Annotated in this window: 23 protein-coding genes and 1 riboswitch; of the genes, 7 read left to right on the top strand and 16 right to left on the bottom strand. The window is 63.3% G+C overall.

All coding sequences use genetic code 11. From position 1 onward, the window contains the following. Nucleotides 1-105 precede the first annotated feature (105 nt). Nucleotides 106-888, top strand: coding sequence for a transferrin-binding protein-like solute binding protein (locus KRR38_RS29725; RefSeq protein ID WP_217406992.1), 783 nt, complete (start codon nt 106-108; stop codon nt 886-888). On the opposite strand, the gene KRR38_RS36560 is transcribed toward KRR38_RS29725, so the two are convergent. From KRR38_RS36560 to KRR38_RS29740, 4 genes are all read right to left on the bottom strand, one after another. Continuing rightward, nucleotides 885-1184 (bottom strand): hypothetical protein, encoded by a 300-nt coding sequence (locus KRR38_RS36560; protein WP_309141173.1) that lies wholly within the window; start codon nt 1182-1184, stop codon nt 885-887. The genes KRR38_RS29725 and KRR38_RS36560 overlap by 4 nt on opposite strands. Nucleotides 1185-1241: 57 nt before the next feature. Continuing rightward, entirely contained in the window at nt 1242-1379 is a 138-nt protein-coding gene (locus KRR38_RS36565; RefSeq protein ID WP_254515037.1) for a hypothetical protein, read from the bottom strand. Between the two features lie 100 nt (nt 1380-1479). After that, on the bottom strand, nt 1480-4377 hold the full coding sequence (locus KRR38_RS29735) for an FG-GAP-like repeat-containing protein (protein WP_217406993.1): 2898 nt from the start codon (nt 4375-4377) through the stop codon (nt 1480-1482). Next, the gene (locus KRR38_RS29740) at nt 4364-5875 is read right to left on the bottom strand and encodes a calcium-binding protein (RefSeq protein ID WP_217406994.1); all 1512 of its coding nucleotides are present in this window, start codon (nt 5873-5875) and stop codon (nt 4364-4366) included. The genes KRR38_RS29735 and KRR38_RS29740 overlap by 14 nt, the downstream gene beginning before the upstream one ends. Nucleotides 5876-6118: 243 nt before the next feature. Here KRR38_RS29740 and uvrA point away from each other — a divergent pair, with 243 nt between their 5' ends. The 3 genes from uvrA to KRR38_RS29755 all read left to right on the top strand — a co-directional run bounded on the left by uvrA (nt 6119) and on the right by KRR38_RS29755 (nt 11257). Continuing rightward, nucleotides 6119-9049, top strand: coding sequence for an excinuclease ABC subunit UvrA (uvrA, locus tag KRR38_RS29745; protein ID WP_217406995.1), 2931 nt, complete (start codon nt 6119-6121; stop codon nt 9047-9049). A 249-nt stretch (nt 9050-9298) separates the two neighbouring features. Next, the gene (locus tag KRR38_RS29750; protein ID WP_217406996.1) at nt 9299-9754 is read left to right on the top strand and encodes a CHRD domain-containing protein; all 456 of its coding nucleotides are present in this window, start codon (nt 9299-9301) and stop codon (nt 9752-9754) included. Nucleotides 9755-9877: 123 nt separating this feature from the next. Then, nucleotides 9878-11257 carry a hypothetical protein gene (locus tag KRR38_RS29755; RefSeq protein ID WP_217406997.1) on the top strand — a complete coding sequence of 460 codons (1380 nt, stop codon included), beginning with the start codon at nt 9878-9880 and terminating at the stop codon, nt 11255-11257. Between the two features lie 28 nt (nt 11258-11285). On the opposite strand, the gene KRR38_RS29760 is transcribed toward KRR38_RS29755, so the two are convergent. The 3 genes from KRR38_RS29760 to KRR38_RS29770 all read right to left on the bottom strand — a co-directional run bounded on the left by KRR38_RS29760 (nt 11286) and on the right by KRR38_RS29770 (nt 14225). Further along, nucleotides 11286-13295: an NACHT domain-containing NTPase gene (locus tag KRR38_RS29760; RefSeq protein ID WP_217406998.1), complete on the bottom strand. Its 2010-nt coding sequence runs from the start codon at nt 13293-13295 to the stop codon at nt 11286-11288. A gap of 97 nt (nt 13296-13392) precedes the next feature. Continuing rightward, nucleotides 13393-13785 carry a hypothetical protein gene (locus KRR38_RS29765; protein ID WP_217406999.1) on the bottom strand — a complete coding sequence of 131 codons (393 nt, stop codon included), beginning with the start codon at nt 13783-13785 and terminating at the stop codon, nt 13393-13395. Next, complete coding sequence (locus tag KRR38_RS29770; RefSeq protein WP_217407000.1) at nt 13785-14225, bottom strand: nuclear transport factor 2 family protein; 441 nt, start codon at nt 14223-14225, stop codon at nt 13785-13787. Before KRR38_RS29770 ends, KRR38_RS29765 begins: the two co-directional genes overlap by 1 nt. Nucleotides 14226-14494: 269 nt before the next feature. On the opposite strand from KRR38_RS29770, the gene KRR38_RS29775 reads away from it, so the two are divergent. Genes KRR38_RS29775 through KRR38_RS29785 form a run of 3 tightly spaced genes read left to right on the top strand, consistent with a single transcriptional unit; the run spans nt 14495 to nt 15740 of the window. Then, complete coding sequence (locus tag KRR38_RS29775; protein ID WP_217407001.1) at nt 14495-14899, top strand: limonene-1,2-epoxide hydrolase family protein; 405 nt, start codon at nt 14495-14497, stop codon at nt 14897-14899. Continuing rightward, nucleotides 14899-15285: a limonene-1,2-epoxide hydrolase family protein gene (locus KRR38_RS29780; RefSeq protein WP_217407002.1), complete on the top strand. Its 387-nt coding sequence runs from the start codon at nt 14899-14901 to the stop codon at nt 15283-15285. The genes KRR38_RS29775 and KRR38_RS29780 overlap by 1 nt, the downstream gene beginning before the upstream one ends. Nucleotides 15286-15320: 35 nt before the next feature. Continuing rightward, nucleotides 15321-15740 (top strand): CHRD domain-containing protein, encoded by a 420-nt coding sequence (locus tag KRR38_RS29785; protein WP_217407003.1) that lies wholly within the window; start codon nt 15321-15323, stop codon nt 15738-15740. A 1048-nt stretch (nt 15741-16788) separates the two neighbouring features. Here the strand turns inward: KRR38_RS29785 and KRR38_RS29790 are convergent. The 9 genes from KRR38_RS29790 to KRR38_RS29830 all read right to left on the bottom strand — a co-directional run bounded on the left by KRR38_RS29790 (nt 16789) and on the right by KRR38_RS29830 (nt 25755). Next, nucleotides 16789-18003, bottom strand: a complete 1215-nt coding sequence (locus KRR38_RS29790; RefSeq protein ID WP_217407004.1) for an argininosuccinate synthase — start codon at nt 18001-18003, stop codon at nt 16789-16791. 60 nt (nt 18004-18063) lie between these two features. Beyond that, a complete protein-coding gene (locus KRR38_RS29795; RefSeq protein WP_217407005.1) occupies nt 18064-19365 on the bottom strand; it encodes a cyclopropane-fatty-acyl-phospholipid synthase family protein in 1302 nt (433 codons plus the stop codon). A 45-nt stretch (nt 19366-19410) separates the two neighbouring features. Then, nucleotides 19411-20712 carry a cyclopropane-fatty-acyl-phospholipid synthase family protein gene (locus KRR38_RS29800; protein ID WP_217407006.1) on the bottom strand — a complete coding sequence of 434 codons (1302 nt, stop codon included), beginning with the start codon at nt 20710-20712 and terminating at the stop codon, nt 19411-19413. Nucleotides 20713-20773: 61 nt separating this feature from the next. After that, nucleotides 20774-21289, bottom strand: a complete 516-nt coding sequence (locus KRR38_RS29805) for a TMEM165/GDT1 family protein (RefSeq protein ID WP_254515764.1) — start codon at nt 21287-21289, stop codon at nt 20774-20776. A 74-nt stretch (nt 21290-21363) separates the two neighbouring features. Beyond that, nucleotides 21364-21541: riboswitch (yybP-ykoY riboswitch) on the bottom strand. Nucleotides 21542-21572: 31 nt separating this feature from the next. Next, nucleotides 21573-22322 (bottom strand): SDR family oxidoreductase, encoded by a 750-nt coding sequence (locus KRR38_RS29810; protein WP_217407008.1) that lies wholly within the window; start codon nt 22320-22322, stop codon nt 21573-21575. Nucleotides 22323-22403: 81 nt separating this feature from the next. Continuing rightward, nucleotides 22404-22781 (bottom strand): glycine zipper 2TM domain-containing protein, encoded by a 378-nt coding sequence (locus KRR38_RS29815; RefSeq protein ID WP_217407009.1) that lies wholly within the window; start codon nt 22779-22781, stop codon nt 22404-22406. A 143-nt stretch (nt 22782-22924) separates the two neighbouring features. Continuing rightward, nucleotides 22925-24178 (bottom strand): 23S rRNA (adenine(2503)-C(2))-methyltransferase RlmN, encoded by a 1254-nt coding sequence (gene rlmN, locus KRR38_RS29820; RefSeq protein ID WP_217407010.1) that lies wholly within the window; start codon nt 24176-24178, stop codon nt 22925-22927. Between the two features lie 36 nt (nt 24179-24214). Beyond that, complete coding sequence (locus KRR38_RS29825) at nt 24215-24712, bottom strand: hypothetical protein (RefSeq protein WP_217407011.1); 498 nt, start codon at nt 24710-24712, stop codon at nt 24215-24217. 59 nt (nt 24713-24771) lie between these two features. After that, entirely contained in the window at nt 24772-25755 is a 984-nt protein-coding gene (locus KRR38_RS29830; RefSeq protein ID WP_217407012.1) for a TauD/TfdA family dioxygenase, read from the bottom strand. Between the last annotated feature and the right edge of the window lie 205 nt (nt 25756-25960).

The raw sequence follows: 25960 nt of genomic DNA on the forward strand, positions 1-25960 counted from the left end.
CCGAGCGGAACGCCGACACCCAGCCCGTCGCCAACGCCGAGTTCTTCGCCCACCCCAAGCCCCAGCCCGACTCCGACACCAGCGGCCTACACGAAGGTCGTCGAAATGACCGGAGACCGCACCTTGCAGAGCGCGGGCGTACGCTTCGTTTCTACGGGGGCCACCATGGGTGTTGCCGCCGCATTCGGCGGGTCGCAAACTCTCGGCACAGGCGTGACATTTGCCTACAAGGCATCGACCGATTCCTACGAACTGACCGCGCCCGACAAGTCCACGGTCACGTTCATTCCGGCCGATCGCCTGCCGGAGGAATCCAACGTCCAGGAATGGGACAAGCGGAATGGCGCGGTTCGTGACAGCTTGGTCCTAACCACACCGACGATCAACGGCGTTGCCATGAGCTATACGCTGATCGGCTGGTGGGGCCATTTCGACGGTAGTCAGACCGTCAATCGTATTGCCGTTCTCGGCGCGCCGACGCTCACCGGTGACATGCCGCGCACTGGGACGGCAACCTATTCCGCGATAGTCGGCGGCAGTGGCTCCCGTGCGAGCGTGATCTACGCCCTCGATCCCAGCAGCGCTACGTTTTCAGCCGATTTCGCTAGCAACGCGGTGACAACGGTTTTGACGATGGCAGGAACGCCGATCGCCGGCGGAAGCACGGTCACGTCGTTTGGAACCTACGGCGGAACCGGAACGATCAGTGGGGTGGGCTTCTCAGGAAGTTTCACCGGCACCGGGGTGAATGCGTCCGGGTTTTCCGGCGCGTTCTTCGGGCCGCAAGCCCTGGAAATGGCCTACGGCTGGTACATTCACGCCACGGATTTCAACGGAGGGGGGTATAGTAGCTGGTGTGAAGCAGTAGGGACCAGCCGCAGACCCTAGCGATTGGGCCGGCACGGCTTCCCCTCGTACTGGAAGCGGTTCAGCGCATAGGCGCGGCCGTTCCAGCGCCAGACCGGGAAGCAGAAGCCGGGGCCGCCAAGTTCTACATCCGGCCAGCCTGTCGGCGTGCGGCGCGGCAGGAAAGTGGGGACCGCCACTTCGTTGAACACCAGCTTCCAGGTGCCGCCGGCCTGCTTGCTGACCAGCCAGAAGCTCTGCCCGGTCATGCCGTAGCAAGCGGCGCTGCCTTCCGTGATCACCGCATCGGGCAGGCCGTCGCCGTCGATGTCGCGCACCTGCTCGACCGTGCCCGGCGTATAGCTGCCGGATGAGCCCCCTTCCTCACAGGACTTCTACTGCCGGCCGACCTTCTTGAACCCCGCGGCGCGGAAGGCGGCAGCCTCGTCGACGGGAGTGAGGCGTGTCTGGGCAAGTGCGGGAGTGGCGGAGACGAGGCAGGCGAGGGTTACGGCGGCAACTGTCGAGCGCATGCAAATCTCCGGTCCGGGCGGCTTTGGGGCAGGCTATCACAAGCGCCGGGCCCGGCAAGCCGAATGCCCCTACCCGCATGGGCCGGGACGGACTGATCTCTCAGGCGAAAGTGGTATCCGCGATCTGGACCTTCCATTCGTTGGGCAGGACATTCCAGGCATTGGCGTCGTTACTGACGAAGCCGCCGGTGGGGAGGGCGAGCCAGTCGGTAGAGGCGCCGTTGTCGTTGCGCCAGGTGATGTCGGTGCGGCCGTCGCCGTTGTAGTCGCCGGTCCCGGCCACCTTCCAGCTCGCCGGAAGGACGGCCCAGGCATTGGCATCGTTGCTCGCGAAGCCACCCGAGGACTGCCCGAGCCATTCGGTGAAAGCGCCGTTGTCGTTGCGCCAGACGATGTCGTCGCGGCCGTCGCCGTTGAAATCGCCGGTCCCTACGACGTGCCATGCCGTTGGCACGGTATTCCACGCGTTGGCGTCGTTGCTGGTGAAGCCGCCGCTTTTCTGGCCGAGCCACTCGGTGAAAGAACCATTGTCGTTGCGCCAGATGAGATCGTCGCGGCCGTCGCCGTTGAAATCGCCGGTGCCGGCGACATGCCAACTTGTCGGGACATTGTTCCAGGCGTTGGCGTCGTTGCTGACGAAACCGCCGTTCGGTTGACCGAGCCAGCTGGTGAAGCTGCCGTTGTCGTTGCGCCAGACGAGATCGTCGCGGCCGTCGCCGTTGAAATCGCCGGTGCCGGCGACATGCCAACTTGTCGGGACGTTGTTCCAGGCGTTGGCGTCGTTGCTTACGAAGCCGCCGTTCGGTTGACCGAGCCAGCTGGTGAAGCTGCCGTTGTCGTTGCGCCAGACGAGATCGTCGCGCCCGTCGCCGTTGAAGTCGCCAGCCCCGGCGACGTGCCAACTCGTCGGCAGATTGGCGAAGGCATTGGCGTCATTACTGACGAAGCCGCCGCTCTTCTGGCCGAGCCAGTCGGTAAAGGCACCGTTGTCATGGCGCCAGACCAGATCGTCGCGGCCGTCGCCGTTGAAGTCGCCCGAGAGGCCGTTGTTGGTGTACGACGGCAGATCGGCCGCGAGAGTAAGGTCCACCCCGCCGCCGCCCGCGGCGCTGGCTACCAGGTGGTAGTGGTCTGGAAGCGCCGCCTGCAGCGTCAGCGAGCCGCCGGTGTATGTCAGCGTGGATCCGGAGAGCGCAAAAGCGAAGCCGGCAAGGCTGGCGTCGGTGATGTGGATCTTGTCGCCGACCAGAAGATCCTCGATCGTATCGCCGTTTAGGCCCGCCGCGGTATCCTCGAACACGTCGTTGCCATTGCCGCCGATGAGGTCGTCGTTGCCGTCTTTCCCGGTCAGTACGTCGTTGCCGTCGCTGCCGAAAAGCAGGTTCGCCAGTGCATTGCCCGTCAGCACGTTGGCCAGTTCGTTACCATAGCCCGAAACGACGTTTCCGCCCAGGATCATGTTCTCGACCGCGGCAGGCAGGAAATAACCATCGACGGTCACCAGGACATTGTCGATGCCTTCGTTCGGCCGCTCGACGATCACATCGCTGGTGGAATCGACGATGTAAGTATCGTTTCCGCGGCCGCCGATCATTGTGTCGTCGCCGGCCTTGCCGTTGATCGTATCATCGCCGTCGAAGCCGTAGATAGTGTTGTTGGCGCTGTCGCCCACCAGCGTATCGTTGGCGTTGGTCCCGCCATTGCTGACCGCGAGCGACAGGTCGATGATCTGGACGCCCGCCGCACCCGAGACCGACAGGTAGCGACCGTCGCTGCTCACGACCAGCGCATCGCCGAAGCTCTGGCCAGTGCTGGAGACTGCGGCGCCTACCGGATAGCCGCCCGCAGGCGACCAGTCCGAGGTATTGAGCGCAAAGACCTCCTGCGAGGTGGAATCGAGAACATAAAGCTTGCTGCCGTCCGGGCTGAAGGCGAGGCCGGTGACGGCGCTGTTGAGGAAATATCGATCGTAAAGGCTGGTGATGTAGTGAAGGCTGCCGTCGTAGACGTTGAGCCCTACACCCTGGACCACGAGACTGCCCGACGGCGAAATTGCCTGCACGCCGAAGTTGTATCCCATGACATTGTCGGCGTAGTTCTGGTGCGAGGCAATAACGGCGCCTGACGCGTCATGGATGAAAAGCGGTGCGTCGGAGATGTTCGAGGGCAGGTGCAGGATTTCGGACTTGTTGGGCGTCGCCGTCAGCGTTCCGTTCTGGGCGAAGATTTGTGCGCCGCGGGTGAAGGTGCCTGCCGCAAAATCGAGCGTCGTAACCGGTTCCCAACCGGAGCCCGGGTAGTTCTGTGTGAGGAGAACTTTTCCATTCGGCAGGAACGAGGCGTCGAAGAAATAGCTGTCACCAGTAGTGGTGTATGTGGTGCTCGTTCCCGTGGTCAGATTGAGCCGATAGACGTAGGTTTCCACGACCGAGCCGTTCGCCGGCCCGACCGCCATTTCGGTGGCCACCAGATAGTGACCGTCCGCTGATATATCCATTCCGCCGAGCTTCGTGCCAAGAACCCAACTGCCAGTCGTCGCCCCGCTGACGGCGTCGTAGGCCGTCAGCGTTCCGCCACGCGACACGTAGAGCGTATGTCCGTTCGGAGCGAAGACCGTGTCGTTCGCGGCTCCCGTGGCCAAGCCCTTTATGGCACCGTCGGGTTGCTCCACACCCCATCCGGCAGTTGCATTCGATCCGTCCTGGGCAAGTGTCAGTTCGACACCGCCGGCCGCGCTCGCAAAGGCGGTCAGATGAAAGCCGGTCGGCAGATTCTGCAGGGTGAGCGAACCGCCCGTATAGTTAAGCGTCGAACCCGTCAGCGAAAAGTTGAAGCCGGTGATGTTGGCATTGCTGACGCGAATCCGGTCGCCGAAGGAGAAGTCGGTGATCGTGTCGCCGCTCAGCCCGGCTGCGGTATCCGTGAAGACGTCGTTGCCGCCGCCGCCCGTCAGCGTGTCGTTGCCGCCGGCACCGGTGAGGCGATTATCCCCCCGCATTACCGATGATGACGTTGGCCAGCACATTGCCCGTACCGGCCAGGGAAGCCGATCCGGCCGCCAAGGTCAGCCGCTCTACATTCGCCGCCAGGGTGTAGCTGACCGTGGTGACGACGAGATCGTTACCTTCGCCCGGGAGCTCGACCACGACATCGCCGCTGCTTTCGACATAGTAGGTATCGTCGCCGTTTCCGCCGATCATCTTGTCGTTGCCGCCGTAACCGAACAACTGGTTCGCCGTGCTATTGCCGGTCAGTAGATTGTCACCTGCATTGCCGTAGCCAGTTATGGCGCTTCCGGTCAGCGTCAGGTTCTCGACCTCCGAGGGCAGGCTGTAGGAGTCAACGCTGGTCGTGACGGTATCGGTGCCTTCGCCGGCACGCTCGACGACCTGATCTCCCAGAGAGTCGACGACATAGCTGTCGTTTCCTCGGCCGCCGGTCATGACGTCGTTACCGGCTCCGCCATTGATCGTGTCGTTGCCGTCGAACCCGTAGATATTGTTGTTCGCGCTGTCGCCGGTGAGGGTGTCGTTGGCGCTGGTTCCAGCGTCGCTAACGGCGAGCGATAGATCGATGATCTGGACGTTTGTCGGACCGGTGACCGACAGATAACGGCCGTTGCTGCTTACGCGCAGACTATCCCCGAAGCTCTGGCCGGCTTGATTGACTTCGCTGCCCACCGAATAGCCGCCCGCAACCGACCAATCGGCAGTGTTGAGTACGAAGACCTCTCGTGCGTTGGCATCCAGCAGGTAGAGCTTGCTGTCGTCCGGGCTGAAAGCAAGCCCGGTGACATTGGTGAATTCGGGATAGAACCTCTGGAGGCTACGGATGTAGTGCAGGCTACCGTCGTAGACATTGAGCCCGACGCCCTGGACAATCAGGTTGCCCGACGAAGAAATCGCCTGAACGCCGCCGTTGTAGCCGGAGACATTGTCGGCGTAGCCCTGGTGCGAGGCGATGACGGCGCCTGATGCGTCATGAATGAACAGTGGCGCATCGGAAATGTTCGAGGGCAGGTGGAGTATCTCGGACTTGTTGGCCGTTGCAGTCAGCGTCCCATCCTGGGCGAAGCTCGACGTGTCGCGGGTGAAGGTGCCGGTAGTGAAATCCAGCGTCGTCAGGGGCATCCAGCCCGAGCCCAGGAAATTCTGGGTCAGCAGGACTTTGCCCGTCGAAGTGAACGAAGCATCGAAGAAGTTGGCGTCGTAGCCCTCGGCCTTGGTAGTGAAGGTCGTGGTCACGCCCGTCGTCAGGTCCAGCCGATAGACCGAAACGTCGCGCGCGGTTCCCCAAGGATTGTCGGTGCTGGAAACCGTAGGGCCATAGGTAAGTTCGGTCGCGACGAGGTAATGGCCGTCGGTCGACACGTCCATGCCGCCGAGTTGTGTGCCGACGGCCCATGTCGCCGTCACGGCACCGCTGGCCACGCTGTAGGCAGTGACCGTCCCACCGCTGGATACGTAAAGCTTGCTGCCGTCCGGGGAGAAGACCACGTCTTTCTCCGCCCCTGTTGCCAGACTCACAATTGCTCCGCTCGGCTGAACCACCGCAGCGCTCCCCCTGATTTTAGGCCCGTTTTTGGGGCTAACGAAGCGGTCAGTCATTCGCAATGCCAAAGTCGCCGTCACATGCGTGTTGCATCCATTCCGGAGCCTTCCCACATAGGTTCCGGCCGCCTCGCCCGCCGCGCCGCCGCCCCTTGCCCGAATCGAACAAATCTGGAACACCGCCACGCTATGTCGCTGACTCACATTACCGTGCGCGGTGCGCGCGAGCACAATCTCAAGGGCATCGACGTGGCGCTGCCGCGCGAGAAGCTGATCGTCATCACCGGGCTGTCGGGCTCGGGGAAGTCGAGCCTGGCTTTCGACACGATCTATGCCGAGGGGCAGCGGCGCTATGTCGAGAGCCTGAGCGCCTATGCGCGCCAGTTCCTCGAGATGATGCAGAAGCCCGATGTCGAGCATATCGACGGCCTCTCGCCCGCGATCTCGATCGAGCAGAAGACCACGAGCCGCAACCCGCGCTCGACCGTGGCGACGGTGACCGAGATCTACGACTACATGCGCCTGCTCTGGGCGCGCGTCGGCATTCCCTATTCGCCGGCCACGGGCCTGCCGATCCAGGCGCAGACCGTGAGCCAGATGGTCGATCGGGTCATGGCGCTGCCCGAAGGTACGCGGCTCTACCTGCTCGCGCCCGTCGTGCGCCAGCGCAAGGGCGAGTACCGCAAGGAATTGGCCGAGTGGCAGAAGGCCGGCTACACGCGCGTGCGCATCGACGGCGAGATGTACGAGATCGAGGCCGCACCGGCGCTCGACAAGAAGTACAAACACGACATCGAGGTCGTGGTGGATCGCCTCGCCGTGCGCGAGGGCATCGAGACGCGTCTGGCGGACTCATTCGAGCAGGCGCTGAAGCTGGCCGAGGGGCTGGCCTATGTCGATCTCGCCGAGGGCGTCGTGCCGGGGCGCGAGGAAGAGCAGGCCGGCGGTGCCAACGTCACGGGCGGGGCGATGAAAGGCACCGGCCTACCGCCCAACCGCATCGTCTTCAGCGAAAAGTTCGCCTGCCCGGTCTCGGGTTTCACGCTGGAATCGATCGAGCCGCGGCTGTTCTCGTTCAACGCGCCGATGGGCGCCTGCCCGGCCTGCGACGGGCTCGGCGAGAAGCTGCTGTTCGATCCGCAGATGGTCGTGCCGAACGAGGCGCTGACGCTCAAGCAGGGCGCGATCGTGCCCTGGGCCAAGTCGAACCCGCCGAGCCCCTATTACATGCAGGTGCTCGCCAGCCTGGCCAAGGCCTATGGCTTCGACCTGACCACGCCCTGGCAGGACCTGCCGGGCGAGGTGAAGCTGATCATCCTCCACGGCACCGGCGGCAAGAAGATCCCGCTGACTTTCATCGACGGCAAGAAGAGCTACACGGTCGACAAGGCCTTCGAAGGCGTCATCGGCAATCTCAACCGCCGCCTGCTCCAGACCGAGAGCGCCTGGATGCGCGAGGAGCTGTCGAAGTACCAGACCGCGCAGCCCTGCGAGACATGCCACGGCGCGCGGCTCAAGCCCGAGGCGCTGTCGGTCAAGATCGCCGGCGAGGACATCTCGATGTCGACGCGGCGCTCGGTCGCCGATGCCTATGCCTGGTTCTCGACGCTCGCGGAAAAGCTGAACCCGACGCAGAAGCAGATCGCTCATGCCATTCTCAAGGAAATCAACGAACGCCTTGGTTTTCTTAACAATGTCGGGCTCGACTACCTGAACCTCGACCGCACTTCAGGTACGCTCTCGGGCGGCGAGAGCCAGCGTATCCGGCTGGCCAGCCAGATCGGTTCGGGCCTGTCGGGCGTGCTCTACGTGCTCGACGAACCCTCGATCGGCCTCCACCAGCGCGACAACGACCGGCTGCTCGAAACCCTGAAGCGCCTGCGCGATCTCGGCAACACGGTGATCGTCGTCGAGCATGACGAGGACGCGATCCGCCATGCCGACCACGTGGTCGACCTTGGCCCCGGTGCGGGCGTCCACGGTGGCGAGATCGTCGCCCAGGGCACGCTGCAGGATATCCTGTCGAACCCGAACAGCCTGACCGGCCAGTACCTGACCGGCGCGCGGGCGATCGAGATCCCGGCCAAGCGGCGCAAGGGCAACAAGAAGAAGATCACGGTCGAGGGCGCGCGGGCGAACAACCTGCGCAACGTCACTGCGAGCATCCCGCTCGGCACCTTCTGCTGCATCACCGGCGTCTCGGGCTCGGGCAAGTCGAGCTTCACGATCGACACGCTCTATGCCGGCGCCGCGCGCACGCTCAACGGCGCGCGCGTGATCGCGGGCCCGCACGACCGCATCACCGGGCTCGAGAACTGCGACAAGGTGATCGAGATCGACCAGTCGCCGATCGGCCGCACCCCGCGCTCGAACCCCGCGACTTACACGGGCGCCTTCACCCAGATCCGCGACTGGTTCGCCGGCCTGCCCGAAAGCCAGGCGCGCGGCTACAAGCCGGGGCGGTTCAGCTTCAACGTCAAGGGTGGCCGCTGCGAGATGTGCCAGGGCGATGGGCTGATCAAGATCGAGATGCACTTCCTGCCCGACGTCTACGTCACCTGCGAGGAATGCGGCGGCAAGCGCTACAACCGCGAGACCCTGGAAGTGAAGTTCAAGGGCCACTCGATCGCCGACGTGCTCGACATGACGGTCGAGGATGCCGAGGAGTTCTTCAAGGCCGTCCCGCCGATCCGCGAGAAGATGCACATGCTCAACGAGGTCGGCCTGGGCTACGTCAAGGTCGGCCAGCAGGCGACGACCTTGTCGGGGGGCGAGGCGCAGCGGGTCAAGCTGGCCAAGGAGCTCAGCCGGCGCTCGACCGGGCAGACGCTCTACATCCTCGACGAGCCGACTACCGGCCTGCACTTCGAGGACGTGCGCAAGCTGCTCGAAGTGCTGCAGCGGCTGGTCGACCAGGGCAATTCGGTCGTGGTGATCGAGCACAACCTCGACGTCATCAAGGTCGCCGACTGGATCATCGACCTCGGCCCCGAAGGCGGCGTGCGCGGCGGCGAGATCGTCGCCGAGGGCACGCCCGAGCAGGTCGCCGCCAACCCGCGCAGCTTCACCGGCCACTACCTCGCGCCGCTGCTGGAACGGGGCAGGGTGGCCGCGGAGTAAGAACCTCCCCTGCAAGGGGAGGGGGACCGCCCGCGAAGCGGGTGGTGGAGGGGTGTCCCGCTCTCAGGATAGGGTGATACCCCTCCGTCAGTCGCGACGCGACTGCCACCTCCCCCTCGCAGGGGAGGATCAAAGGAACCGAACCTACCCCCGCGCGTTATCGCGTCAGGCCGGCGCGATCCCCCGCATCGATCTTCCGCAAGGACCCCATATCCGCGCGGCGCCGGCCACTTCCGAGGAGGGGAGTCCATGAGACAGCCTATCGCGATGATCGCCCTTGCCGGCGCGCTGGCCACCGCACCCGCGGCGGCCCAAAGCCCGGTCGCACCCGCCAGCGACATTCCCGCGGCGGTGTTCAACGCCACGCTTACCGGCGCTTCCGAAGTCCCGCCCGCCGACGCCGACGGCACCGGCACTTTCACCGCCAAGCTCAATGCCGCGCACAACCAGCTCTGCTACGAGCTCAAGGCCGACAAGATCGACACCGCCACCGCCGCGCACGTCCATTCGGGCGCGGTCGGGGTCAGCGGCCCGCCGGTGGTCATGCTCGACCCGCCCATCAACGGCGTCGCGGTCAAATGCGCCGCGGTGACGATGGACCTCGCGATGAAGCTGATGGACAACCCAACCGGCTACTACGTCAACGTCCACAACGCCGCTTTCCCGAACGGCGCGATCCGCGGTCAGCTCCACAAGGCGCCCTGACCGTCCCAGGCAAGAGGATAGCGTTCACTATCCTCTTGCTCCGGCTCCCCGGATGACCCATCTTCCCGTGCGATAGCGCCGGGCGGAAAACCGCAGGCGCGGATGGCTTCCCGGGAGAGCACCATGAACATCGACACCCTTAACCGCCGCGCCGCGCTTGGACTCATGGGCGCGGGCGTAGCCGCCACCGCCTTGCCGCCGCTAAGCCTCGCCGCCGCCACCGCACAACCCTGGCTCGCCACCCCCGCGCAGGTCGCGGCCGAGCGCATGCTGCTCGAACTGCTGAAAGATCCCGAGCTCAAGCGCATCCAGGGCGAAATCCGCGCCAAACTGGCCGACAGCCCGCGGGCGAAGAACATCCCCGATGCCATGGCCACGCTCGACGGCGCCATCGCCCAGTGGACCAATTCGCTGATCTTCGCCGAGCTGATGAAGGACACCGCGCGCCCCGGCTTCCTCTGGGCGACCGACGACACCCCGCGCGACTGGCTCGGCCACCATCTCGGCGGCGTCGGCACCTCGGGCGACAACCCCGACAACATCTACCGCACCGCCGGGATCGAGGGCGGCGGCCGCTACGAGATTCTCGGCCAGTACCACCCCGACAGCCGGCCGACCCAGCTGCTGATCGAGATCCACGGCGTCGATCTCGCCCAGCCGAGCACGATGATGACGCCGACCGCCAAGGGCGGCGGCAAGGCGCCCGATCCGCAGGCCTCGTCGCAGATCAACCAGGACGCGCTCGTCGTCGATGCCCAGGGGCGGTTCCGCATCACCGTCGGCGGTGAGCCTTCCGGCCCGAACCATCTGGCGATCCCGCCAGCGGGCTTCGTCTCGGTCGGCGTGCGCGACGTGCTGTCGGACTGGAAGCAGCGCGCCGCCGGGCTGACGATCAACCGGCTCGACCGTGTCGACGCGCCCGCGTTCGGCCTCGAACAGGCGCGCGCGCTCGTCCACCGCGACTTGCCCGGCTATATCGATTTCTGGTCGAACTTCCCGAACATCTGGTTCGGCGGCCTCGCGCCCAACACCATATCGAAGCCGCAGCAGCGCCCCGGCGGCTGGGGCTTCGTCGCGGGGATCAACTACCACCTCGCGGCGGACGAGGCGCAGGTGATCACGCTCGATCCGGGCGGCTCGAGGTACACGGGCTTCCAGATCAACGACCCCTGGATGATCGCGCCTGACGCGCGCGCCCGGCAGGTCTGCCTCAACGGCAGCCAGGTGACGCCCAATGCCGACGGCACCGTGACCTACGTGATCGCCGCGAGCGACCCGGGCGCGGCCAACTGGCTCGACACCACCGGCTACCACGACGGCCTCGCCATCCTCCGCTGGCAGGCGATCCCGCCGGGGCTCAAGGGCGATGGCCTGATCCGCGAGTTCAAGGTGGTGAAGCTGAGCGAGCTTGCGGCGATCAAGGGCCTGCCGCGGGTAACGCCGGCCGAGCGCCGCGCGCGGGTGGCGGCGCGGAAGGCGGACTATGAGACTAGGGTGCGGTGAGGGTTTTCTAAGGCACCGGGCGTGGGTACTACAGACTACGTGCTGCGATTAATAGAGCATCTGTCGATGTGTTCGGACCATTTATGATAGACAAGGCCGTGCTGCTCCGCCCTCGATTTGGTATGATGATTTTGCGTCTGTCTAAATGAATTTCTTCAGCAAAATTATGAGATTTTATCAATGAAACAATGTCTTCGACATACTTAGAGGCTGACGCTGGAAGTCCCCGGTTGAGCGCGCTGTACTGTCTTCCGGATCCTCTTTGTAGGAACAGTTTTCTAAGTACTGTAAGGAGTACTTTGACAGCGGGCGGTAATGTCGATTCTAGAATGGCGTTGTTAGTTCCAGCAAATGCCGCGTATCTTTCAACCGTTGTGTCTCCGCGTAACACATCACTTGGGAGATCTTGCCTGGAAACAACCCCCTCTAACGTATCGATTACGCAATCCAGAAATGTCGGGTAGTTCTCCTCTTCAAGTTTGGAGCTGTCTCGACCCATTTCGACTCGCGAAAAAACACATGATTTAAATGTTAAAGATGAAAAGTTTATATTTGCATCCACGGTTATAGAATCAAAATTTGCATCGGATATTATAATGGGATCACCTTTATAGGCGCTTCCTTTTTCGGTAATTATTGCGATAATGTCCGATGCAGTAATTGATAGTTTGGGGTTTTTGCTCGCCTGAGAAAGGGCGATAGATAACTTGCTTTCCGCATCAGCGATTTTTTCTGAGGTTAAAGAAAGACCCAGTGGCTGGAGGCTTCGTTTTATATCTTCTAGGCCGGCGTGCTCAACGAATGGTGACTCGATAAAGCGCTTCAAGTCACCGCTTCCCGCTGCGTCAGCAAAATCTATATCGATGAATTCGCGTGCTCCGACGCGTCCTGGTACCGCCCCCAGTCCCGGAAGTCGTCCAGCAAGTAGGTTGGCGGGTTCGTCAGCATCTCGTCCAAAGACGGCCCGAAATACCGCTTTAATATCGCTCTCCTGTAATCCTTTGCTACCCTCTGCGCTTTGCCTTGCTTTTGTAGATAGGCCTTCAATGAATAGGCGCAATTCCAAAGCCTCTGCGCCAGCGCCCCAAATTTGCTTAACTTCGCGCTCGCAAATACTATTTAAAAGGTGGTCCCAGCCAGAGGTAGGATTGAGCGCAGCTAATTCTTCGCTATCTTTCAATAGGCCGCTATTAGCTAGGTATCCAAGCAGGAGCGGGCGGGTCGGTAGCCAATTGGGCAGCATATTTGATTTGAGTTTGAGGTATTTTGCAATTTGCTCATCATTAAATCCGGCAAGTTCTAGAACAGTGTCTTTCGTACTGTAGCCTATGGCCTGTCTAGATTCATCTCTACTGTCAAAATAGTTCTCGCGACCTGCGAGAAATATGGATGCATTTCCTGGGGTCTGCTCAAAAAACTTTTTCACTAACTCGACGGCTAATCGACGGGCATGCTTGAGATTTGAAATGGAAACGCCAAATTGCGGAGGGGTTAGCTCATCGAATCCGTCGAGAAAAAGTGTTACAAAGCCCGCTCTCCATGCGGAAATCAGTCGGTTTGGATCTTCAAATCCAATTAGTTGAGCGTGACGGAATAGCGCCTCATCAGGATTAAGTTGAGCTATGTGTTTTCGAAGATTTAGATATATCGGACATTGTATTGTTTTGTTTTCCGAAAATCTATCGCGACACCTTGAGTAAATATCTCTCAAGGTCATGCTTTTTCCAGATCCATAATCACCATAAATTATAAATCGTTGACCGCCGATCGTCTGCTCGGAAAGTTTAAGGGCTGTTTTGTTTTCGCCTGTTAGGACGTTATTAAGGGCTGTTTGTATATAGGATGAAGGTGGAACATTATAGTCATTGTCATCGGCTGGATTTCTAATGCTTCCAAAAAAATGATCTCCCCGCAATCTGATATAATGCCTGCCGTCAAAAAGTCGGGAGAACAGCGTTGAAAACGAAATAATCTCTTTTGGGCAATTTACTTTATATGATCGAACTACGTCGTTTTGATCGGCTGTTGGTTCGTCCAATGTTATCAATATAATTCGAAAGTTATATTCAGAAAATCGCGGAGATAATTTGAGTTGTCTTACCAAATCTCTGCATTTTATTAAATCATATTCGGTCTTATTCTTTTTTTCGCTCTTTAGTTGCCTCGATAACGATCAATTCGGTGCCTGTGTCGATAATTTCGTCACGTTCACGGCCATCGAGAATGATCGAACCGGTGGCTGCTGCGCCTCGGTAAAGGTGGCGAGCGACCTGCCGTACCGAAGCTTCAAAGTGCTCACCGGAAAGTGCATCGGCATGAAAATCGGGCATTGGCTCAGGATGGATTGAGGCAGGTCTGTTCGTCAAGATCGTTAATTGCAAAGCGACCGAAACAGATCTTTTTCGTTTGGGGGCATTCTGTCGCAAGCTCTTATTGGTCTCGCTCAGCCCACCATGAAAAAGGAGTTGGCCGATTTGGAACCCCCGACGTACCCACATCGATTTATGGGAAGATTTGGAGCGGGACACTATGAACTCACCAACCCAAACTCCAACGTCCCAATCCCCTCGAACACCCGCCGCGTGAACTTCCAGCCCTCGGGCGTCCGCACCAGCGTGTCGGCGTAGATGCCGAGGTATTCGACGCTCTCGGCCTTGCCCTTGTACTTGCCGCCCTCGCGGATGCCCGAGCGGGCCGTGGCCTCGTCGCCCGCCACATCGATCACCGCGGGGGCATTGTGCTGGAGGACGAATTCGAGCGGCTCCGACAGCATCGCGAGCGCGCCGCGGATCGCCTCGAGCCCGGCGAAGCGCAGCCCCAGGTGCGGGATCTCCCAGACCGCGTCGGCGGTGAACAGCGCCAGCACCGGCGCCCAGTCGCCGCGGCCGGTCAGCGTGGCATAGGCGCTGATCACCCGCTGCACGGCCAGCTGGTCGGCCAAATCGGCCAGGTTTTGGTCATTCGGCATCGCACGCTTCCTCTCGTTTCGCATTTTCCTACTCATGCCAAATCTGCCTAGTCTTGGCGCGTCCAATCTTCACGAGCGCCGTCATGACGTCATCCACCCGCAACCCCCTGATTTCACCGGACCTTCTCGCGCAAAACCGCGACTCACCGAAACATTTTTGCCTGCGCGACATGGGTGACCTTCCTGAACTTCGCGGGCTTCATCCGGCGCTTTACAAGCCCGCCGCCCCGCCGCATTCTCGCGCCGTCCGCACGAGGGGAGAGCGTGCCATGAGTACCAGCGCCGATCCGGTAGACGTCGTCACGACCTTCCTCGCGCTATGGGAGCAGCCCGGCGGGCTCGACCAGTCGGTGCGCGAATATTTCCTGCCGACGACCGTCTGGGAGAACGTCGGCCTCGCCACGACCACCGGGCAGGACGAGGCGATCGCGCTCAACGCGCAGCTCTGCGCTGCGGTCGGCATGGCGACGATCCGCGTCGACAACCTCGCGGTCGCCGTGACCGGCAACAAGGTGCTGACCGAGCGGATCGACCATATGGTCAATGCCGCGGGCGAAACGACCTACTCGGCGCCGGTCATGGGCATCTTCGAGATCGAAAACGGTAAGATCGCCGCCTGGCGCGACTATTTCGACAGCGCCGGCGCCGCCGCGCTGATGCAGGGGAAGGCGTGATGCAAAGCCCGGCCCAGATCGTCTCGGACTTCATCGCGCTGTGGGAGGAGCCCGACGGCTTCCCCCAGGCGGTCGACACCTATTTCACCCCCGACACGGTCTGGGAGAACCACGGCCTGATCACCACGCGCGGGCCCGAGGAGGCGATCGGCTTCTACGACCAGTTCGGCGCGGCCACGGGCATGAAGGGGATGCGGATCGACGTCCTCGCCATTGCCGAGACCGGCGCGAAGGTGCTGACCGAGCGGGTGGACTACATTCTCGGCGCCGGGGGTGAGACGGTGATGACCGTGCCGGTGATGGGGATTTTCGAAGTGGAAGGCGGGCGGATAACCGCCTGGCGCGACTATTTCGATACAGTCGCAAATTCGCCGCCCGCGGGTTGAGGCAGGCGAAGGCGATAATACAGGAGGGTAAAGCCATGAAGTACAAGGTTCTGACTATCGCGATGCTGGCCGCGGTTTCGCTGGGGGCCTCGGGCGCCCAGGCCGCAACCGTAAAGCTCGGCGCGACCATGACCGGGCCGAACGAGCCCGCGGGCGGCGATCCTGACGGCACGGGGACTTTCGTGGTCGAGATCGATCCCGATGCCGGCGACTTCTGCTACACGATCACCTCGGCCAAGATCGCCGCGCCGACCATGGCCCACGTCCACAGCGGCGCGACCGGGGTGAACGGGCCGCCGGTCGTGACGATCGACCCCAAGGGCAACGACGAATGCATGGCGGTCGAGCCCGGCGTGCTCAAGCCGATCGTCGCCAATCCCGAGAACTACTACGTCAACATCCACAACGCCGAGTTCCCCGGCGGCGCGATCCGCGGGCAGCTGGTGAAGAAGTAGGGGAGGGGGCGCGTAAAGGGGAAGTCCAGAGCGTGATCGCCCGACACTGGCACCGTCATCCCGGACCTGATCCGGGATCCCGCTGCCTTTTCGATCTCACGTCCGCAGGCGATGAGCGGGATCCGGGATCAAGTCCGGGGTGACGAACTGGAGGCAGGCAAAGTCGGGCGGGCTCCAGGCCCCAAAACAGGATGGGGCCGGCATTGCTGCCGGCCCCGCTGTCGTCGCCTACCGCTGTCTACGCAGCTTCCGCTTCCTCGGTTGCCCGACGATCCCAGTTCGAACAGGAGCCTGGCCGCTGTGATGCTTCACCGAGCACCCCGAATGCGTTCCGCACCGTCGGGTACTGCTGCATCGTGATGCTCGTCGCATCGAGCCCGACCGTTTGGTTCCAACCCGCCTGGGACAAGTCCCCGCGCGAAGACCTTCGCGATCGTTACGCCTGTCGCCCTGGTCGGTCTGTCAGTGCCCGAAGGCCATCCGGACCGGCAAAGCTCCGACCCCGACAATGGGAGCCGGCGATGGGTCCCGTCAGGCGGGTGGTCGGGGTCCGAGAACCCGTTCCGTCCGCCTGGCGGTTCCAACCGATCGCTGCATTCCGTCAGGTCCGCATTTCCTTCGGGATTGCTCCCTCGGGAAAGCTTCGCTGCCGTGCCTTCCGGAGTTGTCGTCCGTCCTGCCGAAGCAGGCCTTCCGTCGCTCCTTCCGGGCCGCGGCGATTCGGCCAACGGCTGCGCGCCACTCACTGCATCTGCGGTTCGCCAGGTTCGTTCCGAAGAACTCCCGAGGCGCGTTTTCCGACGCTGCTGCGGGCATCGCTGTCGCTTCGTTTGGGTTGAATTTCTCCAACTCTTTCAGGGGTTTATTCCTTCCAGAGAGGGGAAGTTCTTCCCTTCCGATGGACAGAAGCTGCGCCCACGAACCGAGTCGTGCAAGTATTTTTTATGACACTTATCCACAGATCGCCGTAATGCCTGTGGACAGCGCTGGATAAGTCCGTCAAGTGCTTGGATTCTGCGCTGAACGGATCGGCGCGCTCCCCAAATTTTTATCGATCGCGCTGGGCCAGCAGCCTCAGGCGAAGCGCGTTTAGCTTGATGAAGCCCGCGGCGTCCTTCTGATCGTAGGCGCCGGCGTCGTCCTCGAAAGTGACGTGGCGTTCCGAATAGAGGCTGTTCGGGCTCTTGCGGCCGACCACCGAAGCCATGCCCTTGTAGAGTTTGAGCCGGACGGTGCCCGCCACCTTCTCCTGGCTGTGGTCGATCGCCGCCTGCAGCATCTCGCGCTCGGGGGCGAACCAGAAGCCGTTGTAGATCAGCTCGGCATAGCGCGGCATCAGTTCGTCCTTGAGATGCGCGGCGCCGCGGTCGAGCGTGATCTGCTCGATGCCGCGGTGGGCGCGCGCATAGATCTCGCCGCCCGGGGTCTCGTACATGCCGCGGCTCTTCATGCCGACGAAGCGGTTCTCGACGAGGTCGAGCCGGCCGATGCCATGCTTGCGGCCAAGTTCGTTGAGCGCGGTGAGCAGGGTGGCGGGGCTCATCGCCTCGCCATTGAGCGCGACGCCGTCACCCTTTTCGAAGTCGACCGTGATGTACTCGGGCTGGTCGGGCGCATCCTCGGGATTGACCGTGCGGCTGTAGACGTAGTCGGGCACTTCCTCCCACGGATCCTCGAGCACCTTGCCCTCGGACGAGGTGTGCAGCAGGTTCGCGTCGGTCGAGAACGGGCTCTCGCCGCGCTTGTCCTTGGGGACGGGGATCTGATGCTTCTCGGCCCAGGCGATCAGCGCGGTGCGGCTGGTCAGGTCCCACTCGCGCCAGGGGGCGATGACCTTGATCGAGGGTTCGAGCGCATAGGCCGAAAGCTCGAAGCGGACCTGGTCGTTGCCTTTGCCGGTAGCGCCGTGGGCGACGGCATCGGCGCCGGTCTCGCGGGCGATCTCGATCAACCGCTTCGAGATCAGCGGCCGCGCGATCGAGGTGCCGAGCAGGTAGTCGCCCTCGTAGCGGGCATTGGCGCGCATCATCGGGAAGACGAAGTCGCGGACGAATTCCTCGCGCAGGTCGTCGATGTAGATGTTCTCGTCGGGCAGGCCCATCAGCTTGGCCTTGGCGCGCGCGGGTTCGAGCTCTTCGCCCTGGCCGAGGTCGGCGGTGAAGGTCACGACCTCGCAGCCGTAGGTGACCTGCAGCCACTTCAGGATGACCGAGGTGTCGAGGCCGCCCGAATAGGCGAGTACGACCTTCTTGATGTCCGACATGATGCAGGCTCCGCTTGATTGCGGGGCGCGCCTAACAACTACAGGTTGTCACCGCAACCGTTACTCGGCCGCTTCCCGGCTCTCCGGCCGAAACTTCGGATCGAGATGCCACTCCGGCGCCTCATCGAGCGCCGAGAGCCGCGCGGCCTCGTGGATGATGTAGTCTCGCGTTATCGGCACGGCATCGCGACGCTTCACCGACTGGATCTGGAAGTTGACCATTCCCGCGCCGCGGAAGCTCTGCTCGGCGCCGACCAGGTAGAACTGCCACATGCGGTAGAAGCGTTCGTCATAGAGGTCGACGATCTCGTCGCGGTGCAGCTTCACGCGGCGGTACCATTCCTCGAGCGTGTGCGCGTAGTGGTAGCGCATCACTTCGACGTCGGAGACTTCCCAGCGCGTACGCTCCATCGCCGCGACCATCTCGCTCATCGCGGGCAGGTGATGGCCGGGGAAGATGTACTTGCGCGACCAGGGATCGTCGCCGCCGGGCGCACCCTTGCGGCCGATCGTGTGGGTCAGCATGATCCCGTCGGGGGCGAGCAGCTCGCTGGTCTTGGCGAAGTACTCGTCGTAGTGGCGCGCGCCGACGTGCTCGAACATGCCGACGGAGCTTATGCGGTCGAACGGGCCTTTGACGTCGCGATAGTCGATCAGCTGGAACTTCACCTTGTCGGCGACGCCGGCGGCCTCGGCGCGCTCGTTGGCGAACTTGACCTGGTCGGGGGCAAGGCTGACGCCGAGCACTTCGCAGCCGAAATGGCGGTTGTAATAGAGCCCGAGCCCGCCCCAGCCGCAGCCGATGTCGAGCAGCCGCATCGGGCTGCCGTCGGGGTTGGTGGCGCCGAGCCGCAGCTTGGCCGCGATCAGCGCCTTCTTGTCGATCTGCGCGCGCTCCAGGCTGTTCGCCGGATCGCGGTAATAGGCCATCGAATATTGTCGATCCTCGTCGAGGAACAGCTCGTAGAATTCGCGGGTGAGGCCGTAGTGGTGGACCACGTTCTTGCTCGCGCGGTCGCGCTTGTTCTGCTCCCACTTGTAGGCCAGCGTGTCGAAGGTCTTGCGCAGCGCGCCCTTTGGCTTGCCGATACCGCCACCGCGGTTGGCCTGGCCCATGATGTAGAGCACGAAATCGCGGATGTCGTGCGGCGCCTCGACCACCAGCCGGCCGTCGGTATAGGCCTCGCCGGCGCCCATGCGCGGGTCCTTGGCGATGTGCAGTGCGGCGCCCTTGTCGGTCAGGCGGACCATCAGGATATCGCCGCCACCGGGGCCGTATTCGTAAACCTTGCCGTCATGATCCGTGACGACCAGCCGACCCTCGCGGATCAGCGCCTTGAGCATTTTATCGAGCAACCACATGTGCTTGACCCTAGCTCCTGTTTTGTGGCTGGCAAGTGAACAGGCTTACTCCGCTGCGGCGCGTGCCTCCGGCGCGAGGTGCCATTCGGGCGCCACGTCGCTGGCGCGCAGTCGGGCGCTTTCCTCGTAGACGTAGTCGCCGGTCATCGGGATCGCGTCGCGCCGCTTCACATATTGGAGCTGCCAGTTGACCATGCCGCCGTGGCGGAAGGCCTGTTCGGCGCCGGCGAGGTAGAACTCCCACATGCGGTAGAACCGCTCGTCGTAGAGCGCGGTGATCTCCTCGCGATGCAGCTGCGTGCGGCGGTACCATTCCTCGAGGGTGTGCGAGTAGTGGAAGCGCATCGCCTCGACGTCCATCACCTGCCAGCCGGCCTTCTCGCTTTCGGTGACGAGTTCGGACAGGGCAGGGATATAGCCGCCGGGGAAGATGTATTTGCGCGTCCAGCCGTCGGTCACGCCGGGCCCTCGTGCACGGCCGCAGCAGTGCGAGAACATCACGCCGTCGGCCTTGAGCAGCCGGTGGGTGTGCTGGAAGAAGGCCGGATACTGCGGCGTGCCCACGTGCTCGAGCAGGCCGACCGAGGTGATCCGGTCGAACTGACCCTCGACGTCGCGATAGTCCATGAGCTCGAACTTGACGCGGTCCGAGACACCCGCTTCCGCCGCGCGCTCGCGGCAGAACTCGATCTGGTCGGGCGCCAGCGCCACGCCGAGCACGTCGACGTCGTAATGCTTGTGCAGGTAGAGCGCGAGCCCGCCCCAGCCGCAGCCGATGTCGAGCACTTTCATGCCCGAGCTCTTGCCCTTCTGCAGGTAGAGCTTGGCCGCGATATGCGCCTTCTTGTCGAGCTGGGCCTGCTCCAGGCTGATGTCCGGATCGCGGTAATAGGCCATCGTGTACTGCCGGTCCTCGTCGAGGAACAGCTCGTAGAGCCGGCGGGTCAGGTTGTAGGTATGCTCGGCATTGCGCCGTGCGGCGCGCTGGTTGTTGTAGCTGTCGATCTTCGAGGCGAGGTGGAAGCCCAGCTTGCGCAGCGGTCCGCGCGGGCGGAGATGGGCCTCGGGATCGGCCTCGGCATTGAGCCCGACGAAGTGGACGAGGTCGCGGATATCGTTGGGCGGTTCGATCACCAGGCGCCCGTCCATATAGGCTTCGCCTGCGCCGACCTGCGGATAGCGGCCGACATGCAGCGCCGCGCCCTTGTCGGTGAAGCGAATACGGATCGCCTCGCCGAAACCCACGTCGCCGCCGGGACCATAGGCGTATTCGCGCCCATCATGGTCGGTGACTATCAGCCGGCCCTTGCGGACCAGGCGGCTCAGCATCTTGTCAAGCAACCACATGAGGGCGAGAGACTACCGCCGCTTCGGCGGTGCGCAAGCGGTAATGATACTGAGGCCCGAGTCAGCCCATCCAACCGAGCGCGCTGGCGAGTTGCCACAGGCCGAGCGCCAGGAACAGCAGGGCCGCCGCGGTGCGCGTCGCCTTGAGCGAGATGCGCTTGACCAGTTCCTCGCCGAGGAAAACCGCCGGGCCGTTGGCGAGCATCATGCCGATCGTCGTGCCCGTCGCGACCGCCAGGACGTTGTGGTACTGCGCGCCGAGCGCGATCGTGGCGACCTGGGTCTTGTCGCCCATCTCGACGAGGAAGAACGAGACTAGCGTCGTCAGGAAGGCGCCGCCGCGCTGCTTGAAGCCTTCCTCGTCGTCGTCGAGCTTGTCGGGGATCAGCGTCCAGGCGGCCATGGCGATGAAGCCCAGCGCAACCGCGATGCGGAACCAGGGGGCGTTGACCAGCCCTGCCACTTCACTGCCGACGAAGGCGGCGAAGGCATGGTTGACGATCGTCGCGCAGAAGATGCCGGCGAGGATCTGCCAGGGCGCGCGCAGTTTGGCGGCCAGAACGATCGCCAGCAGCATGGTCTTGTCGCCGATCTCGGCAAAAGCGACCACAGCGGTGGAAGTGAGCAGGGCTTCGAGCAAGTTAGATCTCCGGGCCGGGCGATGGACAAGACAACGACATCGCGGATCCCGCCCAGCCAGGCGGAGCCGCAATGCCATTGGTCTCGCCTGAACGGTGTCCCGTCCTCCCTGCGCCATGGCCTCTCGACCAAGTATGTTGACGCAGGGTTCCGTCTTGCGACGGCTGGCTACTCCCCAGATGACGCCTGGCAGTTAGGTGACGCGCGCCCAGAAAGCAAGGTCATTCGCGTGCCAGAAACAGCACGTCGCGGGGCAGCGAGAGCAGGTGCTGGCCCGAATCGACGAACAGCGTCTCGCCGCTCGCCAGCCAGCCCTCGGCTAGGAACAGCGCGGCGTCGGCCAGTTCCTGCGGATCGGTCAGCCGTTCGAGCAGGTTCATCCGGCCGCTTTTCAGGTGCTCTTCGGGAAGCTGGTCGAAGCTCGGCAGCATGGCGCCGGGGGCGAGGCCGTAGATGCGGTCGGCGGTGCTTTCCTGCGCCATCGCCATCATCCGCACGGTCGCGTCGAAGGCATGCTTGGCCATCGTGTAGGAGAAGAAATCGGGGTTGGGATTGGCGATCTTCATGTCGGTAACATCGATCACTCGGCGCCCGCCCTTGGCCTTGGCCCCGGCGAGGAACACCTGGGCCATGCGCGCCGGCGTCGCGGCGTTGACTGTGACCGCTTCCTCGAACACCGCGGGATCGAGCCGGCGCACCGTGTCCTCGTGAAACACCGCGGCGCAGTTGACCAGCACGCGCCAGTCGTCGAGCCGCGCGGTCAGCACCTCGATCATCGCGGCAGAAGCCTCGATATCGCCGAGATCGCACTGCACGACTTCGGCCGTGGGCAGTTCGGCCGCGAGCGCTTCGGCCTCGTCGTGCGAATCCTTGTGGTGGATCACCACGTGCCAGCCGGCGAGGCCGAAGCTTCGCGCGATCGTGGCGCCGATGCGCCGGGCACCGCCGGTGACTAGAACGGATGGAAGCATCGGCTTACCGAAGCATAGAACGTGCTGGCGGGAAACCGGAAAACGGCTCCGGCGCATGATGCACCGGAGCCGTGTGGGGGCTTAGCGGCAGCTCACGCCCCCGCGGTCGATCTCGCGGCCCAGCAGGGCACCGCCGGTACCGCCGAGCAGCGTGCCAAGCAGACGATCGCCGCGCGTGTCGATGGCGCGGCCCAGCAGGGCACCGGCCGCGGCACCAACGATCAGGCCGGTCGTGCCGTTGTTACGCTTGCAGTAATAGCGGCCGTCGTTGCCACGCCAGACCTGGTCGTTGCGGCCCAGGCGGTGCGGTTCGCGGTAGCGCCCGCTGGAGTCATACATCGACTGCTGCTCGTGCGCACGTCGGCCATGGGCAGGGGCCCAAGGCGGCGGATCGGCGGCGGCGGGCAGGGCGGGAATGGCGACGGCGGCGAGCGTCGCCGCGATGAGTAGCTTGCGCATGATTGCGTCCTCCTGGTGTTGTCGTTCTGGTAGCCGAAGCAACTCAGCGCATTGCCGAAGGCTCCACAACGCCAGATTAACGGGCCGTTGTGTTCACAAATGTACGGTGGGGCGGGCCGCTGGCGCGACGAATCGCCATTTTCTCAGCCCAGCGCGGCCTGCTTTTCGGCGTAGAGCCGGTCAAGCTCGGCACGGCTCTTTTTCTCGGCGGCGGTCTTGAGCTGACCGCAGGCGGCATCGATGTCGCGCCCGCGCGGGGTGCGCACCGGTGCGCTGATCCCGGCCTGGAAGACGATCTCGGAGAACTGCCGGATGCGCTCGGGCGTCGAGCATTCGTAGGGCGCGCCGGGCCAGGGGTTGAACGGGATCAGGTTCACTTTGGCGGGCAGCTTGTACTTCTTGATCAGCCGGATCAGTTCGCGCGCGTCCTCATCGCTGTCGTTCTTGTCCTTGAGCATGACGTATTCGAACGTGATCCGCCGCGCGTTCGAGGCGCCGGGATAATCGGCGCAGGCCTGGAGCAGGTCCTCGAGGCCGAACTTCTTGTTGATCGGCACGATCTCGTCGCGCACTTCCTTGGTCACCGCGTGGAGCGAGACCGCGAGATTGACCCCGATCTCCTCGCCGCAGCGTGCCATCAGCGGCACGACGCCGCTTGTCGACAGCGTGATACGCCGCTTCGACAGCGCCAGGCCTTCGCCGTCCATGACGAGCTTGAGCGCGTCGCGGACATTGTCGAAATTGTAGAGCGGCTCGCCCATGCCCATCATGACGATGTTGGTCAGCAGGCGCCCGTCGGCGCGGTAGTCACCGCCTTCCTCGTCCTCGTCCGCGAAGACGAAATCCATCCGCCCCTTCGGCCATTCACCCAGCGCATCGCGCGCCAGCATGACCTGACCGACGATCTCGCCGGGCGTCAGGTTGCGCACCAGCCTCATCGTGCCGGTGTGGCAGAAGCGGCAGTTGAGCGTGCAGCCGACCTGGCTCGAGACGCAGAGCGTGCCACGGTCAGCGTCGGGGATGAAGACCATCTCGAAGTCGTGGCCGTCGTCGGTGCGCAGCAGCCACTTGCGCGTGCCGTCGGTCGAAAGCTGCGCCTCGACCACTTCGGGGCGGCCGATGACGAAGTGTTCGGCCAGCCAGGGGCGCATGGTTTTGGCGATGTCGGTCATCGCCTCGAAATCGGTGACGCCGCGGTGGTAGAGCCAGTGGTAGACCTGCTTGGCGCGCAGCTTGGCCGCCTTGGCGTCGAGCCCGGCCGCCTCGAACAGCGCGGCGATGTCCTTCTTGGGCAGGCCCATGACATCGACGCGGCCATCCTCGCGCGGGGTGATGTCGCGCGCGACGGGAAGCGGGTCGATATGCCCGGGGATCTGCATCAGCTGGGTGTCTGCCATGGGAGCGGCGCATATAGGCGCATCTTCGCGAAAATTCTACCGCGACTGCACACAGCCGATCGAGGCGGCGTCCATCGCGGTCGCCGCGCCTTCCAGCGCCCAGTTGTTGGCGAAGTTCCGCCCCGCCGCGTCGCGCGCCGAAACGGTCATACGCTGGGCCGAACGCATGGCCGCGACGATTGCGGCGTCCATGCGGCGGTCGACCGCCCAGGCATCGCCGCCGCCGCCCGTCAGCTGGAAGCGGTCGCGGCCGATCGAGAGGGTGATGCGGGAATTTGGTGCGAGTTTGCGCGACAGGCGGAAATGGACCTGTCCGCGCACCCCGCGTCGCGGCCAGGTGCCGACCGCGGCGTAAGGTTGATAGTCGCGCTGCTTGGTACTCGGCTCGGCCATGGCGATGGCATAGCAGCGCGGCACGACCGGGTCGCGGAACGCCCCCCAGGCCGCGAACATGCCGAGACTGTCGCGGGCATGCGCGGGCATGGCCAGCAATGCCGCCGCTGCGATGCAGATGACGATGAAACCCCGGCCCATTGCGCCCGGGCTATTCGCAGAAAGCCGGGCGCCTGGGAAGGTCGATGTAACCGCGGGGCTCAGGCAACCTCGCGATAGACCTCGCCGATCTTCTTGCCGTCCTCGAAATAACCGAGGCCGTAGTCGCCCTTGATCGTCGTGCGCAGCGTCTGGCGCTCGTGCTTGGCGTCGCAGCCTTCGACCGCGTGGACCATCCGCCAGTTGTCCCAGATCACCAGGTCGGTCGGGCTCCAGTCGTGCCAGTAGGCGGCGTTGCCGGTCCCTAGGCGATTGATCGTGTGGCAGATCTCATCATAGACCGCTTCGAATTCCGGGGTCTCGTTGTGCTCGACGCCGACCGACATCCAGGGGCCGATGTGCAGTACTTTTTCTCCTGTCTGGCGCGTCCAGACCGCCGGATGCATCGCCCGCGGGAAGATCGCGACTTCCTTGAGCAGTGCCATGACCGGCGGCGAGGTGTCCTCGAATGCCTTGAAGTTCACCCCGAAGCGCTGCTTGGTCAGCCGCGTGTCGAGCGTGTAGATAATGTTCAGGCCTTCGATCTGGTCGCGCAGATCCTGCGGGAAGTTCTTGTAGAGCTCGATCCCGTCCATGAAGCCGGTGCGGCCGCCTTCGGGTGCGATGATGGGCGAGCGCAGCACGCCGGCGCGGTTGAGCTCGTTGTTGTAGCAGTGGTCGAAATGCCAGGGCGAGAAACGCGCGAGCACCTGGCCGTCGATCTCGACGAGGCTGCCGGCGTCGCTGTTGCCCTTCTTGGGGTCGTAATGCATGTCGATCACGCCCTCGGCTTCATCGCCGGTTTCACCGTCGCGCGGGGTCGACTTGGTCGGGTGGTCTTTGAGCGGGCCGAAGATCTTGCTGACCGCGACCTGCATCTTGGCGCTCGATTCCATGTCCTTGAACACGATCATGCCGCGGTCCTCGAACACCGCATTGATCTGGTCGCGGACGGCCGCGTCGTCGATGTTGTCCCAGTTCAGGCCCTCGATCTGGGCGCCGAAATTGTGCTCGCTGCTGAGGTCTTTGACCTTGATGCCGGCCATGAAACTATCTCCCGCTTGTCCTGCGCCCCTGACAGGGCGCGGCTGATGACGATGCCTCCCGCATTTTTGCATAAGGCGACGAACAAAGCCTAACCCGAGCGCAAGGCCGCGACAATATCCCTTTGCGGGCATTTTGAACGCTTGATCAGCAAGGCTAAATCGCGCCAAGACGGCGCCAGAAGGCCTTGGGGAACGAGGGGGGAAC

The organism is Novosphingobium sp. G106 (genome assembly GCF_019075875.1).
Classification (GTDB): Bacteria; Pseudomonadota; Alphaproteobacteria; order Sphingomonadales; family Sphingomonadaceae; genus Novosphingobium.

What these genes read in the sequence shown, in the direction of transcription:
- KRR38_RS29725 (WP_217406992.1), top strand. Translation starts at nt 106, where the DNA reads ATGACCGGAGACCGCACCTTGCAGAGCGCGGGCGTACGCTTCGTTTCT.
- KRR38_RS36565 (WP_254515037.1), bottom strand. Translation starts at nt 1,379, where the DNA reads ATGCGCTCGACAGTTGCCGCCGTAACCCTCGCCTGCCTCGTCTCCGCC.
- KRR38_RS29735 (WP_217406993.1), bottom strand. Translation starts at nt 4,377, where the DNA reads ATGCGGGGGGATAATCGCCTCACCGGTGCCGGCGGCAACGACACGCTG.
- uvrA (WP_217406995.1), top strand. Translation starts at nt 6,119, where the DNA reads ATGTCGCTGACTCACATTACCGTGCGCGGTGCGCGCGAGCACAATCTC.
- KRR38_RS29750 (WP_217406996.1), top strand. Translation starts at nt 9,299, where the DNA reads ATGAGACAGCCTATCGCGATGATCGCCCTTGCCGGCGCGCTGGCCACC.
- KRR38_RS29755 (WP_217406997.1), top strand. Translation starts at nt 9,878, where the DNA reads ATGAACATCGACACCCTTAACCGCCGCGCCGCGCTTGGACTCATGGGC.
- KRR38_RS29770 (WP_217407000.1), bottom strand. Translation starts at nt 14,225, where the DNA reads ATGCCGAATGACCAAAACCTGGCCGATTTGGCCGACCAGCTGGCCGTG.
- KRR38_RS29775 (WP_217407001.1), top strand. Translation starts at nt 14,495, where the DNA reads ATGAGTACCAGCGCCGATCCGGTAGACGTCGTCACGACCTTCCTCGCG.
- KRR38_RS29780 (WP_217407002.1), top strand. Translation starts at nt 14,899, where the DNA reads ATGCAAAGCCCGGCCCAGATCGTCTCGGACTTCATCGCGCTGTGGGAG.
- KRR38_RS29785 (WP_217407003.1), top strand. Translation starts at nt 15,321, where the DNA reads ATGAAGTACAAGGTTCTGACTATCGCGATGCTGGCCGCGGTTTCGCTG.
- KRR38_RS29790 (WP_217407004.1), bottom strand. Translation starts at nt 18,003, where the DNA reads ATGTCGGACATCAAGAAGGTCGTACTCGCCTATTCGGGCGGCCTCGAC.
- KRR38_RS29795 (WP_217407005.1), bottom strand. Translation starts at nt 19,365, where the DNA reads ATGTGGTTGCTCGATAAAATGCTCAAGGCGCTGATCCGCGAGGGTCGG.
- KRR38_RS29800 (WP_217407006.1), bottom strand. Translation starts at nt 20,712, where the DNA reads ATGTGGTTGCTTGACAAGATGCTGAGCCGCCTGGTCCGCAAGGGCCGG.
- KRR38_RS29805 (WP_254515764.1), bottom strand. Translation starts at nt 21,289, where the DNA reads ATGCTGCTGGCGATCGTTCTGGCCGCCAAACTGCGCGCGCCCTGGCAG.
- KRR38_RS29810 (WP_217407008.1), bottom strand. Translation starts at nt 22,322, where the DNA reads ATGCTTCCATCCGTTCTAGTCACCGGCGGTGCCCGGCGCATCGGCGCC.
- KRR38_RS29815 (WP_217407009.1), bottom strand. Translation starts at nt 22,781, where the DNA reads ATGCGCAAGCTACTCATCGCGGCGACGCTCGCCGCCGTCGCCATTCCC.
- rlmN (WP_217407010.1), bottom strand. Translation starts at nt 24,178, where the DNA reads ATGGCAGACACCCAGCTGATGCAGATCCCCGGGCATATCGACCCGCTT.
- KRR38_RS29825 (WP_217407011.1), bottom strand. Translation starts at nt 24,712, where the DNA reads ATGGGCCGGGGTTTCATCGTCATCTGCATCGCAGCGGCGGCATTGCTG.
- KRR38_RS29830 (WP_217407012.1), bottom strand. Translation starts at nt 25,755, where the DNA reads ATGGCCGGCATCAAGGTCAAAGACCTCAGCAGCGAGCACAATTTCGGC.